General features: G+C 68.4%; 23 protein-coding genes. 7 read left to right on the top strand and 16 right to left on the bottom strand.

Going from position 1 to position 25,472, the window contains the following annotated elements:
• The first annotated feature begins 82 nt into the window (after positions 1-82).
• A complete protein-coding gene (locus tag H610_RS0113695; RefSeq protein WP_028240195.1) occupies positions 83-2,500 on the top strand; it encodes a heavy metal translocating P-type ATPase in 2,418 nt (805 codons plus the stop codon).
• Positions 2,497-2,904 (top strand): Cu(I)-responsive transcriptional regulator, encoded by a 408-nt coding sequence (gene cueR / locus H610_RS0113690; protein WP_028240194.1) that lies wholly within the window; start codon positions 2,497-2,499, stop codon positions 2,902-2,904. The genes H610_RS0113695 and cueR overlap by 4 nt, the downstream gene beginning before the upstream one ends.
• A gap of 291 nt (positions 2,905-3,195) precedes the next feature.
• Here cueR and H610_RS25865 read toward each other — a convergent pair whose 3' ends face one another.
• From H610_RS25865 to H610_RS0113680, 3 genes are all read right to left on the bottom strand, one after another.
• The gene (locus H610_RS25865) at positions 3,196-3,330 is read right to left on the bottom strand and encodes a GIY-YIG nuclease family protein (protein WP_201768370.1); all 135 of its coding nucleotides are present in this window, start codon (positions 3,328-3,330) and stop codon (positions 3,196-3,198) included.
• Between the two features lie 22 nt (positions 3,331-3,352).
• Complete coding sequence (gene bfr, locus H610_RS0113685; protein WP_028240193.1) at positions 3,353-3,817, bottom strand: bacterioferritin; 465 nt, start codon at positions 3,815-3,817, stop codon at positions 3,353-3,355.
• Positions 3,818-3,908: 91 nt separating this feature from the next.
• Positions 3,909-4,796 (bottom strand): PA4780 family RIO1-like protein kinase, encoded by an 888-nt coding sequence (locus H610_RS0113680; RefSeq protein ID WP_028240192.1) that lies wholly within the window; start codon positions 4,794-4,796, stop codon positions 3,909-3,911.
• 149 nt (positions 4,797-4,945) lie between these two features.
• On the opposite strand from H610_RS0113680, the gene H610_RS0113675 reads away from it, so the two are divergent.
• Positions 4,946-5,185 (top strand): hypothetical protein, encoded by a 240-nt coding sequence (locus H610_RS0113675; protein ID WP_028240191.1) that lies wholly within the window; start codon positions 4,946-4,948, stop codon positions 5,183-5,185.
• A gap of 39 nt (positions 5,186-5,224) precedes the next feature.
• The gene (locus H610_RS23900; protein ID WP_051231747.1) at positions 5,225-6,058 is read left to right on the top strand and encodes a TatD family hydrolase; all 834 of its coding nucleotides are present in this window, start codon (positions 5,225-5,227) and stop codon (positions 6,056-6,058) included.
• Here the strand turns inward: H610_RS23900 and H610_RS0113665 are convergent.
• The 9 genes from H610_RS0113665 to urtA all read right to left on the bottom strand — a co-directional run bounded on the left by H610_RS0113665 (position 6,015) and on the right by urtA (position 15,432).
• Entirely contained in the window at positions 6,015-7,067 is a 1,053-nt protein-coding gene (locus H610_RS0113665) for an AAA family ATPase (RefSeq protein WP_028240190.1), read from the bottom strand. The two genes, H610_RS23900 and H610_RS0113665, sit on opposite strands and share 44 nt — an antisense overlap.
• A 177-nt stretch (positions 7,068-7,244) precedes the next feature.
• A complete protein-coding gene (locus H610_RS0113660; protein WP_028240189.1) occupies positions 7,245-8,285 on the bottom strand; it encodes an aliphatic amidase in 1,041 nt (346 codons plus the stop codon).
• Positions 8,286-8,450: 165 nt separating this feature from the next.
• Positions 8,451-8,798, bottom strand: coding sequence for an FmdB family zinc ribbon protein (locus tag H610_RS0113655; RefSeq protein WP_028240188.1), 348 nt, complete (start codon positions 8,796-8,798; stop codon positions 8,451-8,453).
• A gap of 71 nt (positions 8,799-8,869) precedes the next feature.
• Positions 8,870-10,099, bottom strand: a complete 1,230-nt coding sequence (gene fmdA, locus H610_RS0113650; protein ID WP_028240187.1) for a formamidase — start codon at positions 10,097-10,099, stop codon at positions 8,870-8,872.
• 357 nt (positions 10,100-10,456) lie between these two features.
• Positions 10,457-11,146 carry an urea ABC transporter ATP-binding subunit UrtE gene (gene urtE, locus H610_RS0113645; protein WP_028240186.1) on the bottom strand — a complete coding sequence of 230 codons (690 nt, stop codon included), beginning with the start codon at positions 11,144-11,146 and terminating at the stop codon, positions 10,457-10,459.
• 157 nt (positions 11,147-11,303) lie between these two features.
• A complete protein-coding gene (gene urtD / locus H610_RS0113640; protein WP_028240185.1) occupies positions 11,304-12,062 on the bottom strand; it encodes an urea ABC transporter ATP-binding protein UrtD in 759 nt (252 codons plus the stop codon).
• A complete protein-coding gene (urtC, locus tag H610_RS0113635) occupies positions 12,059-13,243 on the bottom strand; it encodes an urea ABC transporter permease subunit UrtC (protein ID WP_028240184.1) in 1,185 nt (394 codons plus the stop codon). The genes urtD and urtC overlap by 4 nt, the downstream gene beginning before the upstream one ends.
• 10 nt (positions 13,244-13,253) lie before the next feature.
• On the bottom strand, positions 13,254-14,174 hold the full coding sequence (gene urtB / locus H610_RS0113630; RefSeq protein ID WP_028240183.1) for an urea ABC transporter permease subunit UrtB: 921 nt from the start codon (positions 14,172-14,174) through the stop codon (positions 13,254-13,256).
• Positions 14,175-14,262: 88 nt separating this feature from the next.
• Positions 14,263-15,432: an urea ABC transporter substrate-binding protein gene (gene urtA / locus H610_RS0113625; RefSeq protein ID WP_236614303.1), complete on the bottom strand. Its 1,170-nt coding sequence runs from the start codon at positions 15,430-15,432 to the stop codon at positions 14,263-14,265.
• A 410-nt stretch (positions 15,433-15,842) separates the two neighbouring features.
• Between urtA and H610_RS0113620 the strand changes: the two genes are divergently transcribed.
• Complete coding sequence (locus tag H610_RS0113620; RefSeq protein ID WP_028240181.1) at positions 15,843-19,247, top strand: ATP-binding protein; 3,405 nt, start codon at positions 15,843-15,845, stop codon at positions 19,245-19,247.
• The gene (locus H610_RS0113615; RefSeq protein WP_028240180.1) at positions 19,244-19,918 is read left to right on the top strand and encodes a response regulator; all 675 of its coding nucleotides are present in this window, start codon (positions 19,244-19,246) and stop codon (positions 19,916-19,918) included. The genes H610_RS0113620 and H610_RS0113615 overlap by 4 nt, the downstream gene beginning before the upstream one ends.
• A 3-nt stretch (positions 19,919-19,921) precedes the next feature.
• On the opposite strand, the gene H610_RS0113610 is transcribed toward H610_RS0113615, so the two are convergent.
• The 4 genes from H610_RS0113610 to nfi form a co-directional block, all read right to left on the bottom strand.
• Positions 19,922-21,952 (bottom strand): methyl-accepting chemotaxis protein, encoded by a 2,031-nt coding sequence (locus H610_RS0113610; protein ID WP_028240179.1) that lies wholly within the window; start codon positions 21,950-21,952, stop codon positions 19,922-19,924.
• Positions 21,953-22,179: 227 nt separating this feature from the next.
• Complete coding sequence (gene ampE / locus H610_RS0113605; RefSeq protein ID WP_028240178.1) at positions 22,180-23,019, bottom strand: regulatory signaling modulator protein AmpE; 840 nt, start codon at positions 23,017-23,019, stop codon at positions 22,180-22,182.
• Positions 23,020-23,038: 19 nt separating this feature from the next.
• Positions 23,039-23,590 carry a 1,6-anhydro-N-acetylmuramyl-L-alanine amidase AmpD gene (gene ampD, locus H610_RS0113600; RefSeq protein WP_028240177.1) on the bottom strand — a complete coding sequence of 184 codons (552 nt, stop codon included), beginning with the start codon at positions 23,588-23,590 and terminating at the stop codon, positions 23,039-23,041.
• Between the two features lie 56 nt (positions 23,591-23,646).
• Positions 23,647-24,360, bottom strand: a complete 714-nt coding sequence (gene nfi, locus H610_RS0113595) for a deoxyribonuclease V (RefSeq protein WP_028240176.1) — start codon at positions 24,358-24,360, stop codon at positions 23,647-23,649.
• Positions 24,361-24,507: 147 nt separating this feature from the next.
• Between nfi and H610_RS23895 the strand changes: the two genes are divergently transcribed.
• Positions 24,508-25,472: GlxA family transcriptional regulator (locus H610_RS23895; RefSeq protein ID WP_043238592.1), on the top strand; the 965-nt coding region annotated here is incomplete at its 3' end.

The raw sequence follows: 25,472 nt of genomic DNA, 5'->3' as shown, positions 1-25,472 counted from the left end.
CGGCAAGACGAAGCGCTCCCGGCGCTTGACCTTGCCACGGCGTCAAGCTTGATGCTGTGAGCCGTTCGCAGAGGAGCTGCAGATGAACCAGGCCATCAACTACACCCTGCCCGTCGCCGGCATGACCTGCGCCAGCTGCGCCGGCCGGGTCGAGCGCGCCCTGCTGAAGGTGCCGGGCGTGGCCAGCGCCAGCGTCAACCTGGCCAGCGAGCAGGCGCGGGTCGAGGCCGCCGGCGACAGCCTGCCGGCGCTGGTCGAGGCGGTGGAACGGGCCGGCTACCGGGTGCCGGCGCAGACGCTGGAGCTGGCCATCGACGGCATGACCTGCGCCAGTTGCGTCGGGCGGGTCGAGCGCGCGTTGCTGAAGGTCCCCGGGGTGCGCTCGGCTAGCGTCAACCTGGCGAGCGAGCGGGCGCACGTCGAGCTGCTCGGCGCGGTCGAGCCGAGCGTCCTGGTCGCCGCCGTCGAAGCCGCCGGCTACGGCGCCAGCCCGGTGCAGGCCGAGCGTGAAGCCGAGGACAGGGGCGAACGGCGCCTGCGCCGCGAACGCCGCGCCATGCTGATCGCCCTGCTGCTGGCCGCGCCGCTGGTGGCGCCGATGCTGCTGCAGCCGTTCGGAGTGCACTGGATGCTGCCGGCCTGGGTGCAGTTCCTGCTCGCCACGCCGGTGCAGTTCGTGCTCGGCGCGCGCTTCTACGTCGCCGGCTGGAAGGCCGTGCGCGCCGGCACCGGCAACATGGACCTACTGGTGGCGCTCGGCACGAGCGCCGGCTACGGCCTCAGCCTCTACCAGTGGTGGGCGACGCCGGCCGGGCGGATGCCGCACCTGTATTTCGAGGCCTCGGCGGTGGTGATCGCGCTGATCCTGCTCGGCAAGTACCTGGAGACCCGTGCCAAGCGCCAGACCAGCGCCGCCATCCGCGCGCTGGAGGCACTACGCCCGGAGCGCGCCGTGCGCCTGCAGGACGGCCGCGAGGAAGAGGTGGCGATCGCCGCCTTGTCGCTCGGGGATCTTGTGGTGGTGCGCCCCGGCGAACGCTTCCCGGTCGACGGCGAGGTGGTCGACGGCGAAAGCCAGGCCGACGAGGCGCTGATCACCGGCGAGAGCCTGCCGGTGCCCAAGCAGCCGGGCGACCGGGTCACCGGCGGCGCGATCAACGGCGAGGGCCGGCTGCTGGTGCGCACCACCGCGCTCGGCGGCGAAACCGTGCTGGCGCGCATCATTCGCCTGGTGGAGGACGCGCAGGCGGCCAAGGCGCCGATCCAGAAGCTGGTCGACCGCGTCAGCCAGGTGTTCGTGCCGGCGGTGCTGCTGGTCGCGCTGGCGACCCTCGGCGGCTGGCTGCTGGCCGGCGCCTCGCTCGAGGTAGCGCTGATCAACGCGGTAGCGGTGCTGGTCATCGCCTGCCCCTGCGCGCTCGGCCTGGCGACGCCCACCGCGATCATGGCCGGCACCGGCGTGGCAGCACGACACGGCATCCTGATCAAGGACGCCGAGGCACTGGAAGTCGCCCACGCGGTCACCGCCGTGGCCTTCGACAAGACTGGCACGCTCACCTCCGGCAGCCCGCGGATCGTCCACCTGCAAGCGCTGGAGGGCGACACCGACGCCCTGCTGGCGCTGGCCGGCGCCTTGCAGCGCGGCAGCGAGCACCCGCTCGCCCGCGCGGTGCTCGAGGCCTGTGCCGAGCGCGGCCTGAGCCCGCCGGACATCGAGGCCAGCCGCGCGCTGGCCGGACGCGGCATCTCCGGCACGCTGGGCGAGCGGCAACTGGCCCTGGGCAACCGCCGCCTACTCGAGGAAAGCGATCTGGCGGCCGGCCCGCTGGCAATGCAGGCACAAGCCTGGGAAGCCGAAGGGCGGACGCTGTCCTGGCTGGTCGAGCGCGCGCCGCAGGCCCGCGTGCTCGGCCTGTTCGCCTTCGGCGATACGCTCAAGCCGGGGGCTGCCGAGACCATCGCCGGGCTCGCGGCGCGACACATACGCAGCCACCTGATCACCGGCGACAACCGCGGCAGCGCGCGCGTGGTCGCCGAGGCCCTGCACATCGACGACGTGCACGCCGAGGTGCTGCCGGCCGACAAGGCCGCCGTGGTCGCCGCGCTCAAGCGCGACGGCGCGGTGGTGGCGATGGTCGGCGACGGCATCAACGACGCCCCGGCGCTGGCCGCGGCGGACGTCGGCATCGCCATGGGCGGCGGCACCGACGTGGCCATGCACGCCGCCGGCATCACCCTGATGCGCGGCGATCCGCGGCTGGTGCCGGCGGCGCTGGACATCAGCCGGCGCACCTACGCGAAGATCCGCCAGAACCTGTTCTGGGCCTTCATCTACAACCTGATCGGCATCCCGCTGGCGGCCTTCGGCCTGCTCAGCCCGGTGGTCGCCGGCGCGGCCATGGCGCTGTCCAGCGTCAGCGTGGTGAGCAACGCGCTGCTGCTCAGGCGCTGGCGCCCGGATACGCCGGAACGGCAATCGGAGGAGAAGGCACAGCCATGAACATCGGCCAAGCAGCCAGGCGCAGCGGCCTGACCGCCAAGATGATCCGCTACTACGAATCGACCGGTCTGCTCGCCCCCGCCGGCCGGGGCGACAACGGTTACCGCCGCTACGGCGAGGACGACCTGCATCGCCTGGCCTTCATCCGCCGCGCGCGTGACCTGGGCTTCTCGCTGGAAGAAGTCGGCCGGCTGCTGGCCCTCTGGCAGGACCGCCAGCGCGCCAGCGCCGAGGTCAAGGCCCTGGCCAGCGCGCACATCGACGACCTCAACCAGAAGATCGCCGAACTCACCGGCCTGCGCGACACCCTGCAGACGCTCGTCGACCACTGCCACGGCGACGACCGGCCGGACTGCCCGATTCTCAGGGATCTGGAGTCGAAGGGGTGTTGCGGGAAAGGGTGAGTGCACAGACCGCAGGAGCCCTACTCCGCCCACAGGGCTCGCACCGATGCGTCGTACCGGCGGAACCCGTTCAGAGCGCCCCCGTCGCATCGATAAAAATAAATACCCGGTAGCACTCCGACAGAACACGGGCGCACCGCTCGCCCTGACGATCTCGAAAAACAGATCCCGCCACTCCGGACTGCGCGCTTCGATCAGCCACAGCTTCCAGGCCCGCTTCCATTCCTTGATCTGCTTTTCCCGCGTGATGGCCGCGTGCATGGTGGCGTGCAGTTCGTACCACCAGCGTCTTCACCCCATGGCGCCCGGTGAACCCCGGTACACACCCTCGCGATGTTCCCAGATACGCCTGGCCAGCGACGAGGCGGCACCCACGTAGAGCGTCCCGTTGCGCCGGCTGGCGAGCAGGTAGACGGCAGGTTGCATGGACGTCCCTGTCCAGGCGGGATCAGCTCTGCGATTGCAGGTAGTTCTGCAGGCCGATGCGGTCGATCAGGCCGAGCTGCTGTTCCAGCCAGTAGGCGTGGTCTTCCTCGGTGTCCTTGAGCTGGGCCTGGAGGATGTCGCGGGTCGGGTAGTCGCCGTGCTGCTCGGCCAGGGCGATGCCCTGGGCCAGCGCGGCACGGACCTTGTACTCCAGCGCCAGGTCGGCCTCGAGCATCTCCGGCACGGTCTGGCCCGGGTGGATGGCTTCCGGCGACATGTCCGGCGTGCCTTCGAGAAAGAGGATGCGCCGCAGCAGGGCGTCGGCGTGCTGGGTTTCCTCTTCCATCTCGTGGTTGATCCGCTCGTAGAGCTTGTGGAAGCCCCAGTCCAGGTACATCCGCGAATGCAGCAGGTACTGGTCGCGGGCCGCCAGCTCGCCGCGCAGGAGAGTCTTGAGGTAGTCGACGACTGGTGCTTGGCCCTGCATGTGGTGGCTCCCGGAACCTGTACTGGCACAAAGGCGACAGCATCGTCAGCCGGCCCGCCTCGGTCAAGTGACCAAATGCCCTACCCCGCGGTCATTGCTGCATCCACGGCGGCGGCGGTGGCTCGTCGCGGTCGTCCTGCGGCTCACGTGCCGCCTCGCGGCGTTCCTGCTCGACGAGCGCGGCCTTGATTTCGCGCATCACCGCCTCGAGATCGGCGGCGTCCTCCGGCTCGGCGAACTGGCCGGTCAATTCGGCCTCGGGGCTGAGCTCGCCGGCCTGGTAGAGCGCCCACATTTCCTTCGCATAACGGGTGTAGCGCAGCTCCGGGGCGAACTGCCCGAAGTAGGCGGCCATGTTGCCGACGTCACGCTCGAGCATGGCGAACGCATGGTTGTTGCCCGCGGCATCCACCGCCTGCGGCAGGTCGATGATCACCGGGCCGTCGGGACCGAGCAGCACATTGAATTCGGAGAGGTCGCCATGCACCAGCCCTGCGCAGAGCATCTTGACGATCTCGCCGATCATGAATGCATGGAATTCGCGGGCGTCGTCCGGGTGCAGCTCGACGTCGTTCAGCCGCGGCGCCACGTCGCCCTCACCGTCGGTGACCAGCTCCATCAGCAGCACGCCGTCGACGTAATCGTAGGGCTTGGGCACGCGCACGCCGGCCTGGGCGAGACGGAACAGCGCCGCCACCTCGGCGTTCTGCCAGGCCTCTTCCTGCTCGCGCCGGCCGTATTTCGAACCCCGCGCCATGGCCCGGGCATCGCGGCTGTTGCGCACCTTGCGGCCTTCCTGGTAGGCCACGGCGTGCTTGAAGCTGCGCCGCCCGGCTTCCTTGTAGACCTTGGCGCAGCGCAGTTCGTCGCCACAGCGCACGACGAACACGGCGGCCTCCTTGCCGCTCATCAACGGGCGCAGGACCTCGTCGATCAGCCCGTCATCCACCAGCGGTTCCAGTCGTTTCGGTGTTTTCATCGGGGGCGCATGGGCTCCTGTGGGTTTGCCGGGCAGATTACGGCAAAGCCCCGGAGGCTTCCATGCGCGTCTGGTCGGATTGTCCTGCCCGGAGCCTGGCGGGCTTTCCGCGGTCGGATGAAGGGAATCCATGCATCGCAGACGCCGCCATGACCGAACTCAAGCGCTACCGCATCCGCTACACCATCAACGGCAATCCGGCCTCCCTGACCATGAGCGCCTTCGACGAGCCGAGCCTGGAGCAGGCCGAACTGGAGATCCTCCTGCATCACGTCAAGGAACACCGCGCCGCGGCCGACGCTCCCTGGGAGATACCCGAGGTGCCCAGCGAGGACAGCAGAATGCTGGAACTCGGCGTCAGCGACATCGAAATCGAACTGGAGCGCTGAGTGGTTGCCCCCGGGCAACGCAGGCCGGAAGCTATGCCGATGCGCCTGATCGACACCCACACCCATCTCGATTTCGAACACTTCGACGCCGACCGCCATCAGGTGCTGACGCGCTGTCGGCAGGCGGGCGTGGAGCGCGTGGTGGTGCTCGGCGTGCACGCGGCGAACTGGGCGCGCGTCTGGCAGTTGGCCTGCGACGAGCCGACGGCATACGCAGCGCTGGGGCTGCACCCGGTGTTCCTGCAGGACCACCGCCCCGAGCACCTGGACGAACTGCGCGGCTGGCTGGCGCGCCTGCGTGGCGAAGACAAGCTCTGCGCCATCGGCGAGATCGGGCTGGACTACTACATCGAGAACCCCGACCGCGAGGCCCAGCACCACTGGCTGGACGCGCAGCTGGCGCTGGCCGCCGAGTTCGAGCTGCCGGTGCTGCTGCACGTGCGCCGCGCCCATGCGCCGGTGCTCGCCCTGCTGAAGCGCCACAAACTGGTCCGCGCGGGCGTCGCACACGCATTCAGCGGCAGCTGGGAGGAAGCCCGCGAGTACATTCGCCTGGGCTTCAGGCTCGGCCTCGGCGGCGCCGGCACCTGGCCGCAGGCGCACCGCATGCACCGCGTGCTACAGCAGTTGCCGCTCGACAGCATCGTGCTCGAGACCGATGCCCCGGACATCGCCCCGGCCAGCCACCCGGGCATGCGCAACAGCCCCGAGCACCTGCCGGCGATCTGCCGGACACTGGCCGGGCTCAAGGGCATCGCCCCGGAGGAACTGGCCGAGGCCAGCTATCGGAACAGCTGCGAGCTGTTCGGCTGGAAAGCTGACGCCCGCGTCAGTCGTCCGGCAGCGCCTCGACCACCAGTTCCCCACCGCTGATATCGACCCTCAGGCGGTCGACCTGTGGCGCGTTCAGCAGGGCCCCGGCCAGCGCCGGTTCCAGGCGCGTGCGCAGGCGCCGGCCGAGATCGCGGGCGCCGAAGCGCGGGTCGAGGTCGGCACAGAACGCCTCGCGCGCCGCCGGCGACAGCTCGACCCGCCGCCCCTGGCGCGCCAGCCGCGGGCCGAGCCGCGCCAGTTCGATGTCCAGCAGGCGCTGGGCCCAGCGCCCGTCGATGCGTTCGAACAGCAGCACGCGGTCGAGGCGGTTGAGGAATTCCGGGTCGAAATGGCGGTGCAGCGCCGCCTCCACCAGGCGCTGCTCGCCGCTCGGCTGGAGCCCGAACCAGCGGCGCCAGCCGCGGGCGAAACGGGCGCGGTGCTCCCAGGCCTCGCGCGCGCCGACGTTGCTGGTCATGAACACCAGGGTGTTGCGGAAATCCAGCGTGCGGTTGCCCGAGGTCAACCGCAGCCGCCCGGTCTCCAGCACGTTGAGCAGGCTGCGCACCACCTCACGGCTGGCCTTTTCCAGCTCGTCGAACAGCACGATGCCCGGGCGGCTGAAGCTGCCGGCGATGGCCTCGGCATCGAACAGCGTGGTGCCTTCCTTGCTGCCGACGTAGCCCGGCGGCGCGCCGGTCAGCGCGGCGGCGTAGTGCTCCTGCGCCAGGGTGTTCATGTCGATGCGGCAGAAGGCGTCCGGGCGGCCGTGGATGGCCTCGGCCAGCAGGCGGACGATCTCCGTCTTGCCGACCCCGGTGGGGCCGACGAACAGGTTCACCGCCAGCGGCCGCTCGGGGTCGCCGATGCCGGCCTTGACCACCTGGAGCATCGCCTCCATCGCCGCCAGCGCGGCGTCCTGGCCGACGATGCGGCTGCGCAGCAGGGCCATGGCCTGGTCGACCTCGAACAGGAAGCGCGAGGCCCTGGCCGCCTCGGCGCGCGCACGCTCGGCATCCTGCCCGGCCTGGGCGCGGTTGTGTTCGATCAGGTCGTTGACGAAGGGCATGGGTGTCTCGGTGCAGGTTGGGGTGGGCGTACGCCCCTCACCCTAACCCTCTCCCCAAAGGGGAGAGGGGACTGTTCAGTGAGGCGGCGGGCGAAGGTGTGGCGGGTCGGCGCGCACGACGCCCGGATCCCACACCGCCCCGCCCCTCGCCCCTCCGGGGAGAGGGGCGCCGCCGGATCAGCCGACGGTCTTTTCCCGGCCCTCGTGCGGCAGTTCGTACACCGGGCAATCGGCGACGCCGACGGTGCCGCGGGTCATGGCCTCGACGTTCTCCTGCGCCTTCTGCGCGTCCAGCACCCAGGTGCGGTAGAACTCGAAGGGGCAGTCGGCCACGCCCTTGTCGCCGTCGCCGGAGTTGTAGATACCGGTGTAGCCGCGGTGCAGCAGCTTGAACAGGTGGTTCTGCGACTGGTCGTTGGCGCGTGCGTCGCGGATCTGCGAGACCGACAGCTGGGCGTACTGGATGCCCATCTCCTCCTCGCCGCATTCTCCCAGCGTGCGGCCGTCGAAGCCGATGATCGCCGAGTGGCCGAAGTAGCTATAGACGCCGTCGAAGCCGGCGGCGTTGGCCACCGCCACGTAGCAGTTGTTGGCCCAGGCCATGGTCTTGGCCATCAGCACCTGCTGGTCCTTGGCCGGGTACATGTAGCCTTGGCAGCGCACGATCAGCTCGGCGCCCTTCATCGCGCAGTCGCGCCAGATCTCCGGGTAGTTGCCGTCGTCGCAGATGATCAGGCTGATCTTCATGCCCTTCGGGCCTTCGGTCACATAGGTGCGGTCGCCGGGGTACCAGCCCTCGATCGGGCACCAGGGGATGCACTTGCGGTACTTCTGCACGATCTCGCCCTGGTCGTTGATCAGCATCAGGGTGTTGTAGGGCGCCTTGGCCGGGTCCTCGTTGCGCTCGCCGGTCAGCGAGAACACGCCCCAGGTCTTCGCCTCGCGGCAGGCGGCGGAGAAGATCGCGGTCTCCTCGCCGGGAATGGTAGCGGCGGTTTCCATCATCTCGCCGGGGTCGTACATGATGCCCATGGTGCTGTATTCGGGGAACACCACCAGGTCCATGCCCGGCAGGCCGAGCTTCATGCCCTTGATCATCTCGGCGATCCTGCGGGCGTTGTCGAGGACCTCGGCCTTGGTGTGCAGGCGCGGCATCTTGTAGTTGACGACGGCGACGCCGACGGTGTCGGGACTGCTGGAAATATCTCCGTGACGCATGGGAAGACTCCTCAAAAAGACGAAAAGAGCGCTGGAAGGCTGGAGGCTGGACCGGCAGCGAGCTCTCGCCAGGCTGCCTGCGCTGTCCAGCACGCCCTATGGGTCGGAGGGACAGAGGCCGGACGCGGTGCGAGGCCCCGTCCAGCCCTCCAGCCTCCAGCGCTTTTAGTGACTGATCATCCACGGCCGCGCCGAGGGGCTGGCTTTCAGCCCGTGCGGGTTGGCCTTGGTCGGTGTGTTCGGCCTGCTCGGGCCGCAGCAGCTGCAGCCGGCGCCGTGCTTGCGGTTGGCCTTGTATTCGGCCAGCGATTGCGGGGCGTGGGCGCTGCGCTCGTTGGTCTCGATGGCGCGGCGCTGGCTGCCGGCCATGGTCGCCAGCCCCGGCGCGCTGAGGATCACCCGCGAGGCGAGGTCGCCGCAGGCCGGGCAGGCGCACGGTTGGTCGCGGTCGGCCATCGGCCGCAGCATCGTGAAGTCGCCGCAGGCGGCGCAGTCGTATTCGTAGACGGGCATGGCCGGTTCCTCTCGGTTCGTCAAAATACCCTCACCTCCGGCCCCTCTCCCGAGGGAGAGGGGCGGCATGCTCATTTGTCGTGCGCGATGGGCATGTCGATGCTGCCGTCCAGATGCTTGATCGGGCCGGCGGCGCTGGGGTTGATGTCGAACTCGAAGATGTCGGTCGGCAGCCAGAGCGTGGCGCAGGCGTTGGGGATGTCGACCACGCCACTGATGTGCCCCTGCACCGGCGCCGAGCCGAGCAACGAGTAACCCTGAGCGCCGGAATAGCCGAACTTCTTCAGGTACTCGATGGCATTCAGGCAGGCCTGCTGGTAGGCCAGGTTGACGTCCAGGTAGGCCTGCTTGCCGCTGTCGTCCACCGAGATGCCTTCGAAGATCAGGTAGTTGTTGTAGGTGGGGACGATCGGGCTGGGCTTGAAGATCGGGTTCTTGATGCCGTACTTGGCCATGCCGCCCTTGATCAGCTCGACCTTCATGTGCACCCAGCCGGCCATCTCGATGGCGCCGCAGAAGGTGATTTCGCCGTCGCCCTGGCTGAAGTGCAGGTCGCCCACCGACAGTCCCGCGCCGTCGACGTAGACCGGGAAGAAGATCTTCGAGCCGCGCGACAGGTCCTTGATGTCGCAGTTGCCGCCGTGCTCGCGCGGCGGCACGGTGCGCGCGCCCTCGGCGGCGATCTTGTCGCGCAGCGTGCCGGCGGCCTTGCCGGCGTGGGCGGTGGCGGCGAATGGCGGGTTGGCCAGCGGCGGCACGCGGGTCGGGTTGGTGTCGATCAGCGCCTGCTCGCGCTCGTTCCAGGCCGACAGCAGCTTGGGATCCGGCAGGCAGCCGATCAGGCCGGGGTGGATCAGGCCGGCGAAGCGCACGCCGGGGATATGCCGGCTCCTGGTGAACATGCCCTCGAAGTCCCAGATGGATTTCTGCGCCGAGGGGAAGTAGTCGGTAAGAAAACCGCCGCCGTTGGTTTTCGAGAAGAAGCCGTTGAAGCCCCACAGCGAATCCTGCTTGGCGCCGATGTCGAGCAGGTCGACCACCAGCAGGTCGCCCGGCTCGGCGCCCTTCACGCCCACCGGGCCGGACAGGTAGTGCACGGTGGACAGGTCCACATCGCGCACGTCGCTGGCGTCGTCGTCGTTCTTGATCGCGCCGCCGGTCCAGTCGTAGGTCTCGAGGATGAAGTCGTCGCCCGGATTCACCCAGCAGGCCATCGGGATCTCCGGGTGCCAGCGGTTGTGGATCTGCTCGTTCTCGGGGGCGGGCTGGTTCAAATCGACCTTGATCAGCGTATCGGTCATGACGAAGCTCCTGGGACCGTGAATGGATCAGCGTTGCGCTGAGTACGGGCCTAGTCTTCGCCGCATCGGTCGGCGGGAAAATACGTTGGATGACGTATGCCCGGGCCAGTGCTGACGCGGCCTCCGCCGGTTTTCATGCAGGCGGCCGAAGGCCGGTGCGCAGGGCCTGCGCACCGGCTCAAGGCTGGAAGGCTGGAAGGCTGGAAGGCTGGAAGGCTGGAAGGCACGGTGGACAAGGCTGCGCCGTTGTCCACCCTACGGCCTGACGAAAAGGCGAACGGCACTGAACCCCTCAGACGACACGAATGTGCTTTCCGTCCAGCCTTCCAGCCTCCAGCGCTTTTATCGGCTCTTCCCCTAAACCGACAAATACCGACTGATCGTCGCCTCGTCCGCATTGGCCGCGCTTTCCTCGAGCACGAAGCGGCCCTTCTCGATGACCAGGAAGCGGTCGGCGATTTCCATGGTGAAGGACAGCACCTGCTCGGAGACGACGATGGTCAGGTCGCGCAGCGAGCGGATCTCCTTGAGCGTGCGGGCGATGTCCTTGATGATCGACGGCTGGATGCCCTCGGTGGGCTCGTCCAGCAGCAGCACCTTGGGGTTGGTGGCCAGCGCGCGGGCGATGGCCAGCTGTTGCTGCTGGCCGCCGGAGAGGTTGCCGCCCTTGCGCTTGCGCATCTCGTGCAGCACCGGGAAGAGCGCGTAGAGGTCCTCCGGCACCTTGCCGCCGGCCGAGGCCGGCAGGCCGGTCTGGATGTTCTCCAGCACCGTCATGCTGGGAAAGATCATCCGTCCCTGGGGCACGTAGGCGACGCCGCGCTCGACCCGCTGGTGGGTCTCCAGGCCGGCGACTTCCCGGCCGTCGACCTTCACGCTGCCGGCGGTCTGCCCGACGATGCCCATCAGCGTCTTGAACAGGGTGGTCTTGCCCATGCCGTTGCGGCCCATGACCGCGACGATCTCCTGCTTGGCGACCTGCAGGTTCAGGTCGTGGAGGATCTGGCTCTGGCCGTAGCCGGAGGCGAGGTTGCTGATCTGGAACATGCTGAACTCCTGTTGTGCCTGTTTGGCTTGGCTCGAGCCGACCTACGAACGGGCGATCCGCGTGGACATGCCTGCGGCGATGTCCACCCTACGGCTGGCCCGGCGTAGGGTGGATAACCGCGAAGCGTTATCCACCCGCTCCAAGGCCCGTACCGCCTCAATGCCCCAGGTACACCTCGATCACCTTGGGGTTGTTCTGCACCGCGTCCATGCTGCCCTCGGCGAGCAGCTTGCCCTGGTGCAGTACGGTGACCCGGTGGGCGATGCTCTTGACAAACTCCATGTCGTGCTCGATCACCAGCACCGAGCGGCCCTGGCTGATGCGCTTGAGCAGCTCGGCGGTCTGCAGGCGCTCGGACACGCTCATGCCGGCCACCGGCTCGTCGAGCATCAGCAGTGCCGGGTCCTGCATCAGCAGCATGCCGATCTCCAGCCACTGCTTCTGCCCGTGGGAGAGCAGCCCGGCCTCGTCGTGCAACTGGTCGGCCAGGCCGATCTCGGCGGCGACCTCCTCGACCCGAGCGACCACCTCGGCCGAGCGCTTGAAGAAGAGCGCGCCGAACACCTTGCGGCCGGCCGGGTAGGACATCTCCAGGTTCTCGAACACGCTGAGGTTCTCGTAGATCGAGGGGTTCTGGAACTTGCGACCGACCCCGGCGCGGACGATGTCGAATTCCTTCATTTTCGTCAGCTCGCGGCCGTCGAACTCGATCGAGCCGGCGGTGGCGCGGGTCTTGCCGCAGATCAGGTCGAGCACGGTAGTCTTGCCGGCGCCGTTGGGGCCGATCACCACGCGCACCTCGTTGCGGTCCAAGTACAGGTTGAGGTTGTCGACCGCCTTGAAGCCGTCGAAGGAAACGGTCAGGCCTTCGATGGCCAGCACCGGTTTGGGCGACTGGAAGCCGGTCGGGCTCATGGGGTGGTCTCCAGGGCGGGCGAAGTGGGTTCAGGGGTGCTGCTCGGCGCCGGACGCGCCGCCACCGGTTCGGCCCGGCGTGCCTTCGGGCGCCAGCGGCCCAGGCGCGCCAGCCATTTGCGCCCGTGGCTCTGGTACAAGCCGGCCAGGCCGTTGGGGAAGTACATCACCACGGCGATGAACAGCCCGCCCATGAAGTACAGCCACAGCTCGGGGAAGCTCTCGGAGAACACCGTCTTGCCGTAGTTCACCAGCAGCGCGCCGTACACCGCGCCGAGCAGCGACATGCGCCCGCCGACCGCGGCGAAGATGACCATCTCGATCGAGGGCACGATGCCGACGAAGCTCGGCGACATGAAGCCGACCTGCAGCGTGAACAGCGCCCCGCCGATGCCGGAGAAGGCCGCCGCCACGCAGAACACGAAGATCTTGAAGCTGGCCACGTCGTAGCCGGAGAAGCGCACCCGCTCCTCCTTGTCGCGCATCGCCATGAGCAGGCGGCCGAGCTTGGAGGCGAGGATGAAGCGGCCGATCAGGATGCAGGCCAGCAGCAGGAAGGCGCCGACGAAGTACAGCACGGTCTTCGCCTCGTGGCTGCGGATGTCCCAGCCCATCAGCGTGCGCAGGTCGGTGATGCCGTTGACGCCGCCGGTCAGGCCCTGCTGGCCGATGATGAGGATGGTCAGGATCGCCGCGATCGCCTGGGTGACGATGGAGAAGTACACGTCGCCGACCCGCCGCTTGAACATCGCCAGGCCGACGATGAAGGCCAGCAACACCGGCACCGCGACCACCGCCAACAGGGTGAAGCCGAAGCTGTGGAAGGGCTCCCAGAACAGCGGCAGCTCGGTGAGCTGGTTCCAGTCCATGAAGTCCGGGATGCCGGGCGTCGACTGGATCCTGGTGCTTTCCGGGTCGGACGCTTCCAGCTTGAGGAACATCGCCATGCAGTAGCCGCCGAGGCCGAAGAAGATCCCCTGCCCCAGGCTGAGGATGCCGCCGTAGCCCCAGCACAGCACCAGGCCGACGGCGACGAAGGCGTAGGTCAGGTACTTGCCGACCATGTTCAGGCGGAAGGCGTCCAGCGTCAGCGGGAACACCACCAGGATCAGCGCGGCGAGGATCAAGAAACCGATGGCCCCCTGCTTGCTGCCGGCCAGCTTGTCGAAAAATGACTTCATCGGGCGGCTCCTATTTCCGAACTTTGAGGGAGAACAACCCCTGCGGGCGCAGCATGAGGATCAGGATCACCGCCGAGAGGGTCAGCACCTTGGCCATCGAGCCGCTGATGAAGAACTCCGCCATCGATTGCGTCTGGGCGATGGAGAAGGCCGAGGCGATGGTGCCGAACAGGCTGGCCGCGCCGCCGAAGACCACCACCAGGAAGGTGTCGACGATGTACAGCGAGCCGGAGGTGGGCCCGGTCGAGCCGATGGTGGTGAAGGCCGCGCCGGCGACCCCGGCCACTCCGCAGCCGAGGGCGAAGGTCATGCGGTCGACCTTCTTCGTATTGATCCCGACCGAACGCGCCATCACCCGGTTCTGCACCGTGGCGCGCACCTGCAGGCCCCAGCGCGAGCGGTACAGCAGGACGAAGATGGCCACCGTCAGCAGCAGGGTCACCGCCATCACGAACAGCCCGTTGAGGGGAATGTCGATGGTGTCGGTGGGCATCCAGGAGCCCATCAGCCAGTCCGGCATGCTGGCGCTGACCTCGCGGGCCCCAAAGATCGAGCGGAACGCCTGCTGCATCACCAGCGACAGCCCCCAGGTGGCCAGCAGGGTGTCCAGCGGCCGGTGGTAGAGCTTGCTGATCAGCGCCCATTCGGCGAGCCAGCCGAGCGCCCCGGCGATGAGGAACGACAGCACGATGGCGACGAAGAAGTAGTAAGGCTGCAGCTCCGGCAGAAACCTGAGCGTCAGCGACGAGACCAGGAAAGTGGTGTAGGCGCCGACGGTGAGGAACTCGCCATGGGCCATGTTGATGACGCCCATCTGGCCGAAGATGATCGCCAGGCCCAGCGCCATCAGCAGGAGGACGCAGAACACGGACAGGCCGTTGAACCCCTGCATGATGGCGATGGCGCCGAAGTCCGATAGCGATAGGTCCATGAGGGTCTCCTCGATAAACGCCGTTGGAGGCTGGAGGCTGAACGGGTTTGCCCTCGTCCAGCCTCCAGCGCTTTTCTCGGCTCTCGCTTTACTGGTAGCCCTTCGGGAAAGGATTGGGCTCGATCAGGTCGGACTCGTAGACCACCGCGAACTGGCCGTTCGCCTGGACCTGGCCGATGCGGGTCTTGCTCCACAGGTGCTGGTTCTCATGGACCTTGACGTAGCCTTCCGGCGCGGTATCGAGTTCCAGGCCGGCAGAGGCCGCGACCACCTTGTCGACGTCGAAGCTGCCGGCCTTCTCGACCGCGGCCTTCCACAGCCAGGGCCCGAGGTAGGCGGCCTGGGTCACGTCGCCGATCACCGCGTCGTTGCCGTACTTGGCCTTGAACGCCTTGACGAATTCGGAGTTGTTCGGGTTGTCGAGGCTCTGGAAGTACTTCATCGAGGCGTAGAAGCCGGCCATGTTCTCGCCGCCGATGCCGAGCAGTTCGTCCTCGGTCACCGAGAGGGTCAGCAGGGTCTGCTTGTCGGAGGTGATGCCGGCGGCCTTGAGCTGCTTGTAGAAGGCCACGTTGGAGCCACCGACCACGGCGGCGAAGATCACGTCGGGCTTCTTCAGCTTGATCTTGTTGGTCAGCGAGCCGAACTGGGTGTTGCCCAGCGGGTAGTACTCCTCGCCGACCACCTGGCCACCGAGCACGTTCTCGATGTGCTTGCGGGCGATCTTCATCGAGGTGCGCGGCCAGATGTAGTCCGAGCCGAGCAGGTAGAAGGTCTTGGCGCCCTTCTCCTTGGCCACCCAGTCGAGGCCGGCGAGAATCTGCTGGGTCGCCTCCTGGCCGGTGTAGATGACGTTCTTCGACTGCTCCAGGCCTTCGTAGAAGGTCGGGTAGTAGAGCAGCCCGTTCTCCTTCTCGAAGATCGGCAGCACGGCCTTGCGCGAGGCCGAGGTCCAGCAGCCGAACACCGCGGCGACCTTGTCGCGCTCGAGCAGCTTCCTGGCCTTCTCGGCGAAGGTCGGCCAGTCGGAGGCGCCGTCTTCCTGGATGACCTTGATCTGCCGGCCGAGGATGCCGCCCGAGGCGTTGATCTGTTCGATGGCCAGGCGCTCGGCCTGGATCGAGCCGGTTTCCGAGATCGCCATGGTGCCGGTGGCCGAATGCAGCTGGCCGACGATCACCTCGGTGTCGGTGACCGCCAGGCCGGTGCTGTTGACCTCGGCGCCGGCCGAAGAGGCGAAGACGCTCATCGCCAGCATCGAGAGGGCCGCGGCGCCCTGCGCGAGGCGCCGCGGGAGAAGGCGTGACGCGCCTGTCTGTTTCAAGTCCATGGTTGTGCTCCTGTCTCGGTGGGCCGTGCCCGGCTTGTCGCAACGGTGGCGGACCGGCATCGGGTCGGGAGCAAGAATGGGCCGGGTCGGTTCTGCCGCGGTATACGCAGATTGACGTAACGGCATACGTCATCTGACGTACCGCGCGCCGCGTCGGCCTGGTGCATGCTCCCGCCCGAGCCAGAGCCCTTGGTGCACGCACCGGGGGCGGCGAACGGAGCGTCCGGGACGGCCGCCCGCCTGCAGGCGGCGAACCACGGCACGGCGGGGATGCGGCGAAGCACGGGGCACAGAAGTTGCTAACGCGGTACAGCAAACAAGCAGCCGGGAGCGCAGACATGCACTCGACGGGCACCCAGCGGATCGTCAAGATCCGGCGCGACTACAATTCCTGGGTCGCCGACGAGACCCTGGAAGACTACGCCCTGCGTTTCACCCCGACCTCGTTTCGCAAATGGTCGGAGTTCCGCATCGCCAACACTGCGCTGGGGGCCGTGTCGTTCCTCGCGCTGGAGGCCATCGGCGGCACCCTCGCACTCTCCTACGGCTTCACGAACACCCTCTGGGCGGTGCTGGCGGTGTCGCTGGTGATCTTCCTCACCGGCCTGCCGATCAGCTACTACGCGGCGCGCTACGGCCTGGACATGGACCTGCTGACCCGCGGCGCCGGCTTCGGCTACATCGGCTCGACCATCACCTCGCTGATCTACGCCAGCTTCACCTTCCTGTTCTTCGCCCTGGAAGCGGCGATCATGGCGCTCGCGCTGGAACTGTATTTCTCCATTCCGCTGGCGCTGGCCTACGTGATCTGCTCGATCATCATCATCCCGCTGGTGACCTACGGGGTGACGCGCATCAGCCGCCTGCAGCTGTGGACCCAGCCGCTGTGGCTGTTCCTGCTGTTTCTGCCCTACGTGTTCGTCATCCACAAGAATCCCGGCGCGCTCGGCGACCTGTCGTCCTTCGCCGGCCGCGAGGGTGACGGCGGCGCGTTCAACCTGCTGTCGTTCGGTGCCGCCTGCACGGTGGCGCTGGCGTTGATCACCCAGATCGGCGAGCAGGTCGACTACCTGCGCTTCCTGCCGGAGAAGACCCGCCACAACCGCAAGCGTTGGTGGGCGGCGATGTTGCTGGCCGGGCCCGGCTGGATCATTCCCGGCGCGCTGAAGATGCTCGCCGGCGCCTTCCTCGCCTTCCTCGCGCTGCAGCACGAGATCCCGGTGGACAAGGCCAGCGAGCCGACGCAGATGTACCTGGTGGCCTTCAACTACGTGTTCGCCTCACCGGAATGGGCGCTCGGCGCCATGGTGCTGTTCGTCATCGTGTCGCAGGTGAAGATCAACGTGACCAACGCCTACGCCGGCTCGCTGGCCTGGTCGAACTTCTTCGCGCGGGTCACCCACAGCCACCCGGGCCGGGTGGTGTGGCTGGTGTTCAACGTGGTGATCGCGCTGATGCTGATGGAGCTCGGCGTGTTCGAGGCCATCGAGCAGGTGCTCGGGCTTTACGCCAACGTGGCCATCGCCTGGATCGGAGCGCTGGTCGCCGACCTGGTGGTGAACAAGCCGCTGGGCCTGTCGCCGCGGCACATCGAGTTCAAGCGCGCGCACCTGTACGACATCAACCCGGTGGGCGTCGGCGCCATGGTCATCGCCTCGCTGCTGTCGATCCTCGCCCACCTCGGCGCGCTCGGCGCCCTGGCCCAGGCGGCCTCGCCGATGATCGCGCTGACCACCGCGCTGGTCTGCGCGCCGCTGATCGCCTGGCTCACCGGCGGGCGCTACTACATCGCCCGCACCAGCGCCCCGGAGCTGCTGCATCCGCGCCAGCAGGGGCTGGTCGGCTGCGGGCTGTGCAGCAATGCCTTCGAGCCGGAGGACATGGCGTTCTGTCCGGCCTATGGCAGCCCGATCTGCTCGCTGTGCTGCTCGCTCGACGCCCGCTGCGGCGACGCCTGCAAGCCGCGGGCGCGGCTCGCCGAGCAGTTCGACGACTTCGTCCGCTGGGCCTTTCCCAAGGTCTCGATCCCGCGCCTGCACACGCGCCTGGCCCAGTACCTGGGCGTGCTCGGACTGATCACCGGGCTGCTGGCCATCGCCCTCTGGGTGCTCTACACGCAGGTCGCGCACAGCGTCGCCAGCGATCCGCAGCAGGCGCTCGAAGCGCTCTACCAGGCCTTCCTCAAGGCGTTCCTGACGCTCTCGCTGCTGGCCGGCATCCTCGCCTGGTGGGTGGTGCTCACCCGCGAGAGCCGCAAGGTGGCGCAGGAGGAATCGGACCGCCAGACGCACCTGCTGATGCACGAGATCGAAGCGCACCGGCGCACCGACGAGCAACTGCAGAAGGCCAAGGAGGCCTCCGAGGCGGCCAACGCCGCCAAGAGCCGCTACGTCACCGGGCTCTCGCACGAGCTGCGCACTCCGCTCAACAGCATCCTCGGCTACACCCAGATCCTGCAGCGCGACGCGGCCATCGCCTCGCGCCACCGGGAAGCGCTGGGGACCATCTACCGCAGCGGCTCGCACCTGCTGTCGCTGATCGACGGGCTGCTCGACATCGCCAAGATCGAGGCCGGCAAGCTGCACCTGGAGCTGTGCGAGATCCCCTTCCCCGAGTTCCTCCAGCAGCTGCGGCAGATGTTCGATCCGCAGGCACAGGAGAAGGGCCTGGCCTTCGCCTTCGAACCCCAGGGCCGGGTACCGGCGGTGGTGCGCGGCGACGAGAAGCGCGTGCGGCAGATCCTCATCAACCTGCTGGGCAACGCGGTGCGCTACACCGACCGCGGCGGCGTGACCCTGCGCATGGGCTACCTGCGCGAGACCGCCACCTTCGAGATCGTCGACACCGGCATCGGCATCGCCCCGCAGCAGCTGGAGCGGCTGTTCCAGCCCTTCGAGCGCGGCGATCCGCTGCGCCGGGACCACGGCCTCGGCCTCGGTCTGACCATCAGCCGCATGCTCACCGCGCTGATGGGCGGGGCGCTGTCGGTCAGCAGCGAGCCGGGCCGCGGCACCACCTTCCAGCTGCGCATCTACCTGCCCGAGGTGCGGGTGCCGCAGGCGGTGGTACACGTCGAGCACGACATCCTCGGCTACCGCGGCGAACGCCGGCGCATCCTGGTGGTGGACGACCACCTGGAACACCGCCAGGTGCTCGAAGGCATGCTCGCCCCGCTCGGCTTCGAGGTGATCCTCGCCGCCAGCGGCCAGGAGGCGCTGAGACAGACCTCGCTGCACAATCCCGACCTGATCCTCATGGACCTGTCGATGCCGCAGCTCGACGGCTGGCAGACCAGCGAGCTGATCCGCCGGCGGGTCGGCTCGACCGCGCCGATCATCGTGATCTCCGCCAGCGCCTTTGCCGACGACCGCGAGCGCAGCCTGCGCGCGCAGTGCAACGACTACCTGCCCAAGCCGGTACACACCCCGACGCTGCTGGCCAAGATCGAACATCACCTGAAGCTCGACTGGCTCAAGCGCGACGCGCCCGCCGCCAGCCCGGCGACGCCTTCGCGCCAGGCGCTGCTCGACCTGCAGGAGCTGGCCGCGCTCGGCTATGTGCGCGGCGTGCTCGAACGCCTCGACCGGCTGGCCGAGCAGGAGCCGCACTGCGGCGAAGCCATCGAGCGCCTGCGCGGCTACGCGCGGCGCTTCCAGCTCGACGAACTGGGCCGGCGGCTGGCCGAGATGCTGCCGGCGGCCCGCCCCGACGCCACCCCGACCATGGAGAACGCAGACCGATGAACAGCGCCCCGAGCACCGAACACCAGGGGGTGGTCCTGATCGTCGACGACGTCCCGGACAACCTGGCGCTGCTGTCCAGCGCGCTGGAGCAGGCCGGCTACATGATCCTGGTGGCGCTGGACGGCGCCAGCGCCCTGGAACGAATGCGCCGGATCAAGCCGGAAATCGTCCTGCTCGACGCGGTGATGCCGGGCCTCGACGGCTTCGAGACCTGCCGGCAGATGAAGGCCCAGGCCGATTTCGAGGACGTGCCGGTGCTGTTCATGACCGCGCTGACCGACAGCGAGCACGTGCTCGAGGGCTTCGCCGCCGGCGGCATCGACTACGTGACCAAGCCGATCCACCCGGAACAGGTGGTCGCCCGCGTCGGCGCCCACCTGCGCACCGCGCGCACGTTGCGCTCGGCGCGCCAGGCGGCGCAGCCGGGCGCGGCGGTGCGCGACGAGGGCGAACTGCGCGCGGTGCTCGCCGCCCGCTTCCAGCTCACCGGGCGCGAAGTGGAGGTGCTGCACTGGGTCGCCTGTGGCAAGACCAACCGCGACATCGGCGACATCCTCGGGCTGTCGCCGCGCACGGTGAACAAGCACCTGGAGCACGTCTACGTGAAGCTGGGGGTGGAAACCCGAACGGCGGCGGCTGCGGTGGCCATGTCCGCCGGTTCGGGGCGCTGACCGTCAGACGCGGAAGGCGCCGATCAACTGCTGCAGTCGCCCGACCAGCTGCGACAGCTCGCGGCTGGCCTGCTCGGTGTGGCCGGCGCCCTCGGCGGTGCGCTCGCCGGCCTGGTTGATCGCCACGATGTTGCCGTCGATGTCGTGGGCCACCGCGGTCTGCTGCTCGGCCGCCGCGGCGATCTGCTGGCTCTGGCCGACGATGCTGCCGACCGCCTCGAGGATGTTCTCCAGCGCCTGGCGCACCTGTGCCGACTGGCTCACCGTGGCTTCGGTCATCTGATGGCTGGCGTGCATGGTCCTGACCGCCGCGTCGACCCCGTCCTGCACGCGGCCGATCATCTGCTCGATTTCCTCGGTCGACTGCTGGGTGCGCCTGGCCAGGTTGCGCACCTCGTCGGCCACCACCGCGAAGCCCCTGCCCTGCTCGCCGGCGCGCGCCGCCTCGATGGCGGCGTTGAGCGCCAGCAAGTTGGTCTGCTCGGCGATGCCCTTGATCACGTCGAGCACCTGGCTGATCGCCGCGCTGTCGCCGGCCAGGCGGTTGATCACGCTGACCGACTGGTCGATCTCGCCCGCCAGGCGCTGGATACCCGACACCTGGGCCTCCACCAGCTGGCGGCCACTGGCAGTCTCGTCGTTGACCCGGCGCGCGCTGTCCACTGCGGCGGCGGCGCTGCCGGCCACCTCGTTGGCGGTGGCCGACATCTGGTTCATCGCCGTAGCCACCTGTTCGATGCGCCCGCGCTGGGTCGCCACCGCCTGGTTGCTCTCGCCGGAGATGCGCTCCACCTGCCCGGCCTGGCGGCCGACGTCGGCGGCGGTCTCGCCGACCCGCTGGATGAGCTCGTGGATCTGCGTCACCGAGGCGTTGAACACCTCGCCCAGCTCGCCGAGTTCGTCGCGGCTGCGCACTTCGAAGCGCGCGGTCATGTCGCCGGCGGCGACCTGGCTCAGCACCTCGCCGAGGCTTTTCAGCGACTGCCGGGTAGAGACGTAGAAGGCCGCATAGAGGTAGACGATCAGCACGAAGACCAGCAACAGCGCGGCCAGCAGGCCGATCATCTGCAGCCGCTTGTGTTCCAGGCGCGCCTGCAGGCGGCTGTCGAGGTAGTCCAGCGTGGCGTCGTTGAGCCGGTAGGTCTTGGCCATCTCGCCGCTGAAAGCGTCGAAGAAACGGCCCCATGGCTGGTTCAGGTCGTTGGCGACGATCACCTCGTCCTGGATCAGGTCGGCGCTGGTCTTCAGCGACTGCAGGCTGGCGGCGCCGATCGCCTCCAGCCGGCTGCGCGCCTCCGGGCCGCTGGCCAGGGCTTCCTGCAGCTGGGCGGCGTACTGGCCGTGCAGCCGTTCCAGCTCGACCACCAGGGCGTCGAGGCTGTCGCCGGCATTGGAATTGAGGAAGCCCTGGCCGAAGGTCCCGGCGCCGGTCGCCCGGCCTTGGGCCAGCGCCTCGCTGATCGCCGGGGTGACGGTGGTGAGCAGTTCGCTCATCTGCCGGATGTCCCGCTCGGCGTCCTGGCTCAGCCCGGACTGGCTGGCGATCAGGCGGATCAGCACCTGCGACTGGCCGAGCAGCTTGCCGACCATGGGCACCCGCGACTGCAGCGCCTGCTCGGCCTGGACGGCGGCCACCGCGGCCTTCAGTTGGTCGAGGCGGGCGCTGAATTCGGCCACCTGCTCGGCATCGGCCCCAACCGGCCGCAGCGCCGCCAAACGTTCGCCGACGGCGCTGCGGGTCTCGCTCAGGCGCGCGTCCAGCCCCTGGGCATTGCCGGACTGGCCGATCAGCGCGTCGAGCTGCGCCAGGTCGTTCCACTGCTCCAGCGCGCGCCTGAGCTGCAGCGCCTCGCCGAGCACGCCGAGGCTTTCCTGCTCGATGCGGGTGCCGACGTATTGCGCGTAGGAACCGCGCACCAGGTAGAAGTTGGTGGCGAGCATGGGGATGAAGAAGAGGACACTGATCAGGCTGAACTTCATACCGAAGCTCAGCCGATTCATCAGGCCGATGGCCGGATAAAGCAGGCTGTTCACAACGACGGCTCCCATAATTGTTGGAATGTGCGCAGCGGGGGAGCTGCAGCAGGGTTCGTCAGCGTTGGCGTTGCAGTTATACGAGATATCGACGGCGCGTTTTGTAACTTAAGGTAATGGCGAAATGATGCCAGCCGACGAAGCGCAGCGGTGGTCTCCGCCGGCGGCCTGCATGCCCCGGGACAGACGGCCGGGCTGTGTCATGCGCATAGCGAAGGGCGCGTCATTCAGCGAACGATGGTCCACAGCGCCAGGGCGGCGTACCAGAACATCGCCGAGCGCACCAGCAGCGCCCAGAGCGCATCCAGCCGGGCGATGCCGCGCTCGGTGGCGATCTCGTCGCCATGCAGGTCCGCCGCGGCCGGGCCGGTCGACGCCAGCAGCCGCGCGGCCGGCAGTTCCCAGTGCAGCAGTTCGGGCAGCAGTCGCTGCAGGACGCCGGAGAAGTGGCCGACCAGCGCGAAGGTCAGCGCCAGCAGGCGCACCGGCAGCCAGTCGAAGGCGTGGCGCAGCTGTGCCGCGCGTTCGCGCACGGCTTCGCTGCCGCCGTGCTCGGCCGCCAAAGCCAGCAGCCGGTAGGCCAGCGGCGCCAGCGGCCCGAGCAGCACGTACCAGAAGATCACCGTGAAGAACCCCTGAAAGCTCTGCCAGAGCAGATGGTCCTGCACCCGCTCGAGCAATGCCCGCTCGGTCGGCGCCTCCAGCGCCAGGTCGCGTTGCGCGACCAGCGCCGCCGCCTCGGTATCGCCGCGGCGCCAGGCGTCGCGGAAGCCGCCGAGCTGATGTCTGGGGTGGCCCCGTCCCAGGCTGTAGAGCACCACCACGAGGTGCACCGGCAGCACCAGCCAGCCGTAGGCGAAGGGTTCGAGCAGGCGCAGCAGCAGCCCCACGGCCAGCACCGGCAGCAGCACCGCCGCCAGCAGGCAGGTCCAGGGCGCGGCAGGCAGCCATCCGCCCTGCTGGCAACGCGACAGCCAGGCCAGCCAGGGCCCGTCGTGCTGGAGCCGGTGACGCAGGGCCGAGAACTTCTCCACCACCAGGACCAGAATCAACACCAGAAAACTCATGTGCGCTCCGTCATTGCGTTCAGGCGACCACGCCGGCGGCGCGCAGGCGCTGCCAGTCGAAGGCCGGGCCGGGGTCGGTCTTGCGGCCCGGTGCGATGTCGCTGTGCCCGCAGACGCGCTGCGGGGTGAGCGCCGGGTAGCCGGCCTGCAACTGGCGCGTCAGTTCGATCAGCACCTGGTACTGCGCCTCGGTGAAGGGCGTGTCGTCGGTGCCTTCGAGCTCGATGCCGATGGAAAAGTCGTTGCAGTTGTCCCGCTCGCAGAACCGCGAGGCCCCGGCATGCCAGGCGCGGTCGAGGCAGCTGACGAATTGCGTGACGGTGCCGTCACGCTCGATGAGGAAGTGCGCGGAGACGGTGAGATGGACGATGCCGGCGAAATAGGGATGTCCATGCGGGTCCAGGCGGTTCTGGAACAGTGCGTGCACCTGGCCGCAGCCGAACTGGCCGGGCGGCAGGCTGATGTTGTGGATGACCAGCAGCGAGATCTCGCCGGTCGGCCGCTCGTTGAAATTCGGCGAGTGGCAGTGGGCGATGCCATGGCACCAGCCGGTGGTGGGGTCCAGTTGCATGTCGTGCTCCTTGGTGCACGCAACCTACCCCCCGACCGGCCGCCCGGCAAGCCTCCTCAGGTTTCCGGTGGTAACCGGTGCTCCTTGCCGCGCCGCGAGGCCAGGCGGTCGGCCAGCCGCGTCGGCTCGGGCAGGCGGTAGCGGGTCAGGCAGGCCATCACCCGCTCGACCGCCGTCGGCAGGCTCACCCGGTTGCCGGGCGAGACGATCAGCGGGCGCACCCCGTCCTTGCTGCGCAGGACGGTGCCGATGACGCTGCCGTCGCGACCGATCAGCGGCACCTGCGAGCCCTTGGTGGTCGGCAGCTCCTCGTGGCTGCCGGTGAGAATCTTCTTCGCCACCCCGATGGTCGGCAGCCCGGTGGCGACGCCCAGGTGCGCGGCCACGCCGAGGCGCCGCGGATGGGCGATGCCGTGGCCGTCGACGAAGATCAGGTCGGGCACCTGCGGCAGCCGCTCGAGCGCCTCGAGCAGCGCCGGCAGCTCGCGGAACGACAGCAGCCCGGGGATGTAGGGCATCGAGGTGGGAATGCGCGCCACGCATTCGGCCAGCGGCTCCAGCGTCTGCGCATCGAGCAGCACCGCGGCCGCCCGGGTAACCTGGCCGCCTTCCTCGAAGCCGACGTCGACGCCGGCGATCACCCGCAACGGCGGCAGGTCGTCCACCAGGCGGACCTGGGCGGCGAGCCGATCCTGCATGGCACGGGCGGCAGCGACGCTACCGTCCCAGTCGGCGAAGGGTGCTGCGGGGTACATCCGGGTTTGCGTCATGAAGGCCTCCTGTGCCCATTGGACGGGCGCCCGGCCGAGGGGTTCGTTGCAATGGCCGTCTGGACAAGGCCGGCGAAAGCTAGGACGATTCCGCCGAAGCGCGGCATTTCCGCCATCAGATAATCACAATAACGATACCGGGCGACCATGAAACAGATCAGCATTCTGGCCACGGACGGGGTGTTCGCCTCGACCCTGATGCATGCCAAGGACTTCTTTCACATGGCCGGGCTGCGCGACGCCAAGCGCCTCGGACACGATGCTTCCCCCCTGCTCGACACCCGCCTGGTCAGCCCCGGCGGCCGACCGGTGAACACCTTCAGCGGCACCGCTCTGGAAGTCGAAGCGGACCTCGGCGAAGCCGACATCATCGTACTGCCGGCCTTCTGGGGCGATTTCGATCAACTCTGCCAGCGCTACCCGGGCGTGCCGGCCTGGCTGCGTCAGCAGCATGCCCGCGGCGCGCTGATCGCCGGCGAAGCCACCGGCGCCTTCTGGATGGCCCAGGCCGGCCTGCTGGACGGCAAGGAAGCCTGCACCCACTGGCGCTTCCAGCGCGAGTTCGCCCGCCGCTTCCCGCGCGTGCTGCTCAACCCGGACAAGCACCTCACCGACGCCGACGGGCTGTTCTGTTCCGGCGGCATCACCTCGGCCTGCGACCTCTACCTGTACCTGGTCGAGCGCTTCTGCGGCGCCTCGGTGGCGCAGGGCATGGCCCGCGACATCCTGTTCGAGGTGCGCCGCAGCTACAGCCCTGGGCGGATCGGCTTCGGCGGGCAGAAGCTGCACCAGGACGGCAGCGTGCTGCAGATCCAGGAATGGCTGGAGGAACACTACGCGGAGAAATTCCGCTTCGAGGACGTGGCGCGCCAGCACGGCATGAGCATCCGCAACTTCATGCGCCGCTTCCAGGCCGCCACCGGCGACAAGCCCCTGCACTACCTGCAGCGGCTGCGCATCGAGACCGCCAAGGGTCTGCTGTCGACCACCCGCAAGAGCATCAAGACCATCAGCTACGAGGTGGGCTACGACGACGCCAGCTTCTTCGCCCGCCTGTTCCGCCAGCACACGCAGCTGTCGCCGAACGATTATCGGCAGCAGTTTCGGCATAG

It is taken from the genome of Stutzerimonas azotifigens DSM 17556, from assembly GCF_000425625.1.
Lineage (GTDB): Bacteria > Pseudomonadota > Gammaproteobacteria > Pseudomonadales > Pseudomonadaceae > Stutzerimonas > Stutzerimonas azotifigens.
This window is presented reverse-complemented; position numbering and strand designations above follow the sequence as displayed.

Excerpts from the sequence above, each read along its gene's own strand:
- urtD (WP_028240185.1), bottom strand. The coding sequence starts at position 12,062 with ATGAGCCCGACCGGCTTCCAGTCGCCCAAACCGGTGCTGGCCATCGAA.
- H610_RS0113660 (WP_028240189.1), bottom strand. The coding sequence starts at position 8,285 with ATGCGTCACGGAGATATTTCCAGCAGTCCCGACACCGTCGGCGTCGCC.
- H610_RS0113680 (WP_028240192.1), bottom strand. The coding sequence starts at position 4,796 with ATGAAAACACCGAAACGACTGGAACCGCTGGTGGATGACGGGCTGATC.
- H610_RS0113665 (WP_028240190.1), bottom strand. The coding sequence starts at position 7,067 with ATGCCCTTCGTCAACGACCTGATCGAACACAACCGCGCCCAGGCCGGG.
- H610_RS0113675 (WP_028240191.1), top strand. The coding sequence starts at position 4,946 with ATGACCGAACTCAAGCGCTACCGCATCCGCTACACCATCAACGGCAAT.
- nfi (WP_028240176.1), bottom strand. The coding sequence starts at position 24,360 with ATGACGCAAACCCGGATGTACCCCGCAGCACCCTTCGCCGACTGGGAC.
- H610_RS0113615 (WP_028240180.1), top strand. The coding sequence starts at position 19,244 with ATGAACAGCGCCCCGAGCACCGAACACCAGGGGGTGGTCCTGATCGTC.
- bfr (WP_028240193.1), bottom strand. The coding sequence starts at position 3,817 with ATGCAGGGCCAAGCACCAGTCGTCGACTACCTCAAGACTCTCCTGCGC.
- H610_RS0113620 (WP_028240181.1), top strand. The coding sequence starts at position 15,843 with ATGCACTCGACGGGCACCCAGCGGATCGTCAAGATCCGGCGCGACTAC.
- H610_RS0113695 (WP_028240195.1), top strand. The coding sequence starts at position 83 with ATGAACCAGGCCATCAACTACACCCTGCCCGTCGCCGGCATGACCTGC.
- urtE (WP_028240186.1), bottom strand. The coding sequence starts at position 11,146 with ATGTTCCAGATCAGCAACCTCGCCTCCGGCTACGGCCAGAGCCAGATC.
- H610_RS25865 (WP_201768370.1), bottom strand. The coding sequence starts at position 3,330 with ATGCAACCTGCCGTCTACCTGCTCGCCAGCCGGCGCAACGGGACGCTC.
- H610_RS0113655 (WP_028240188.1), bottom strand. The coding sequence starts at position 8,798 with ATGCCCGTCTACGAATACGACTGCGCCGCCTGCGGCGACTTCACGATG.
- cueR (WP_028240194.1), top strand. The coding sequence starts at position 2,497 with ATGAACATCGGCCAAGCAGCCAGGCGCAGCGGCCTGACCGCCAAGATG.
- ampE (WP_028240178.1), bottom strand. The coding sequence starts at position 23,019 with ATGAGTTTTCTGGTGTTGATTCTGGTCCTGGTGGTGGAGAAGTTCTCG.
- urtA (WP_236614303.1), bottom strand. The coding sequence starts at position 15,432 with ATGCTGGCGATGAGCGTCTTCGCCTCTTCGGCCGGCGCCGAGGTCAAC.
- urtB (WP_028240183.1), bottom strand. The coding sequence starts at position 14,174 with ATGGACCTATCGCTATCGGACTTCGGCGCCATCGCCATCATGCAGGGG.
- urtC (WP_028240184.1), bottom strand. The coding sequence starts at position 13,243 with ATGAAGTCATTTTTCGACAAGCTGGCCGGCAGCAAGCAGGGGGCCATC.
- fmdA (WP_028240187.1), bottom strand. The coding sequence starts at position 10,099 with ATGACCGATACGCTGATCAAGGTCGATTTGAACCAGCCCGCCCCCGAG.
- H610_RS23900 (WP_051231747.1), top strand. The coding sequence starts at position 5,225 with ATGCGCCTGATCGACACCCACACCCATCTCGATTTCGAACACTTCGAC.
- ampD (WP_028240177.1), bottom strand. The coding sequence starts at position 23,590 with ATGCAACTGGACCCCACCACCGGCTGGTGCCATGGCATCGCCCACTGC.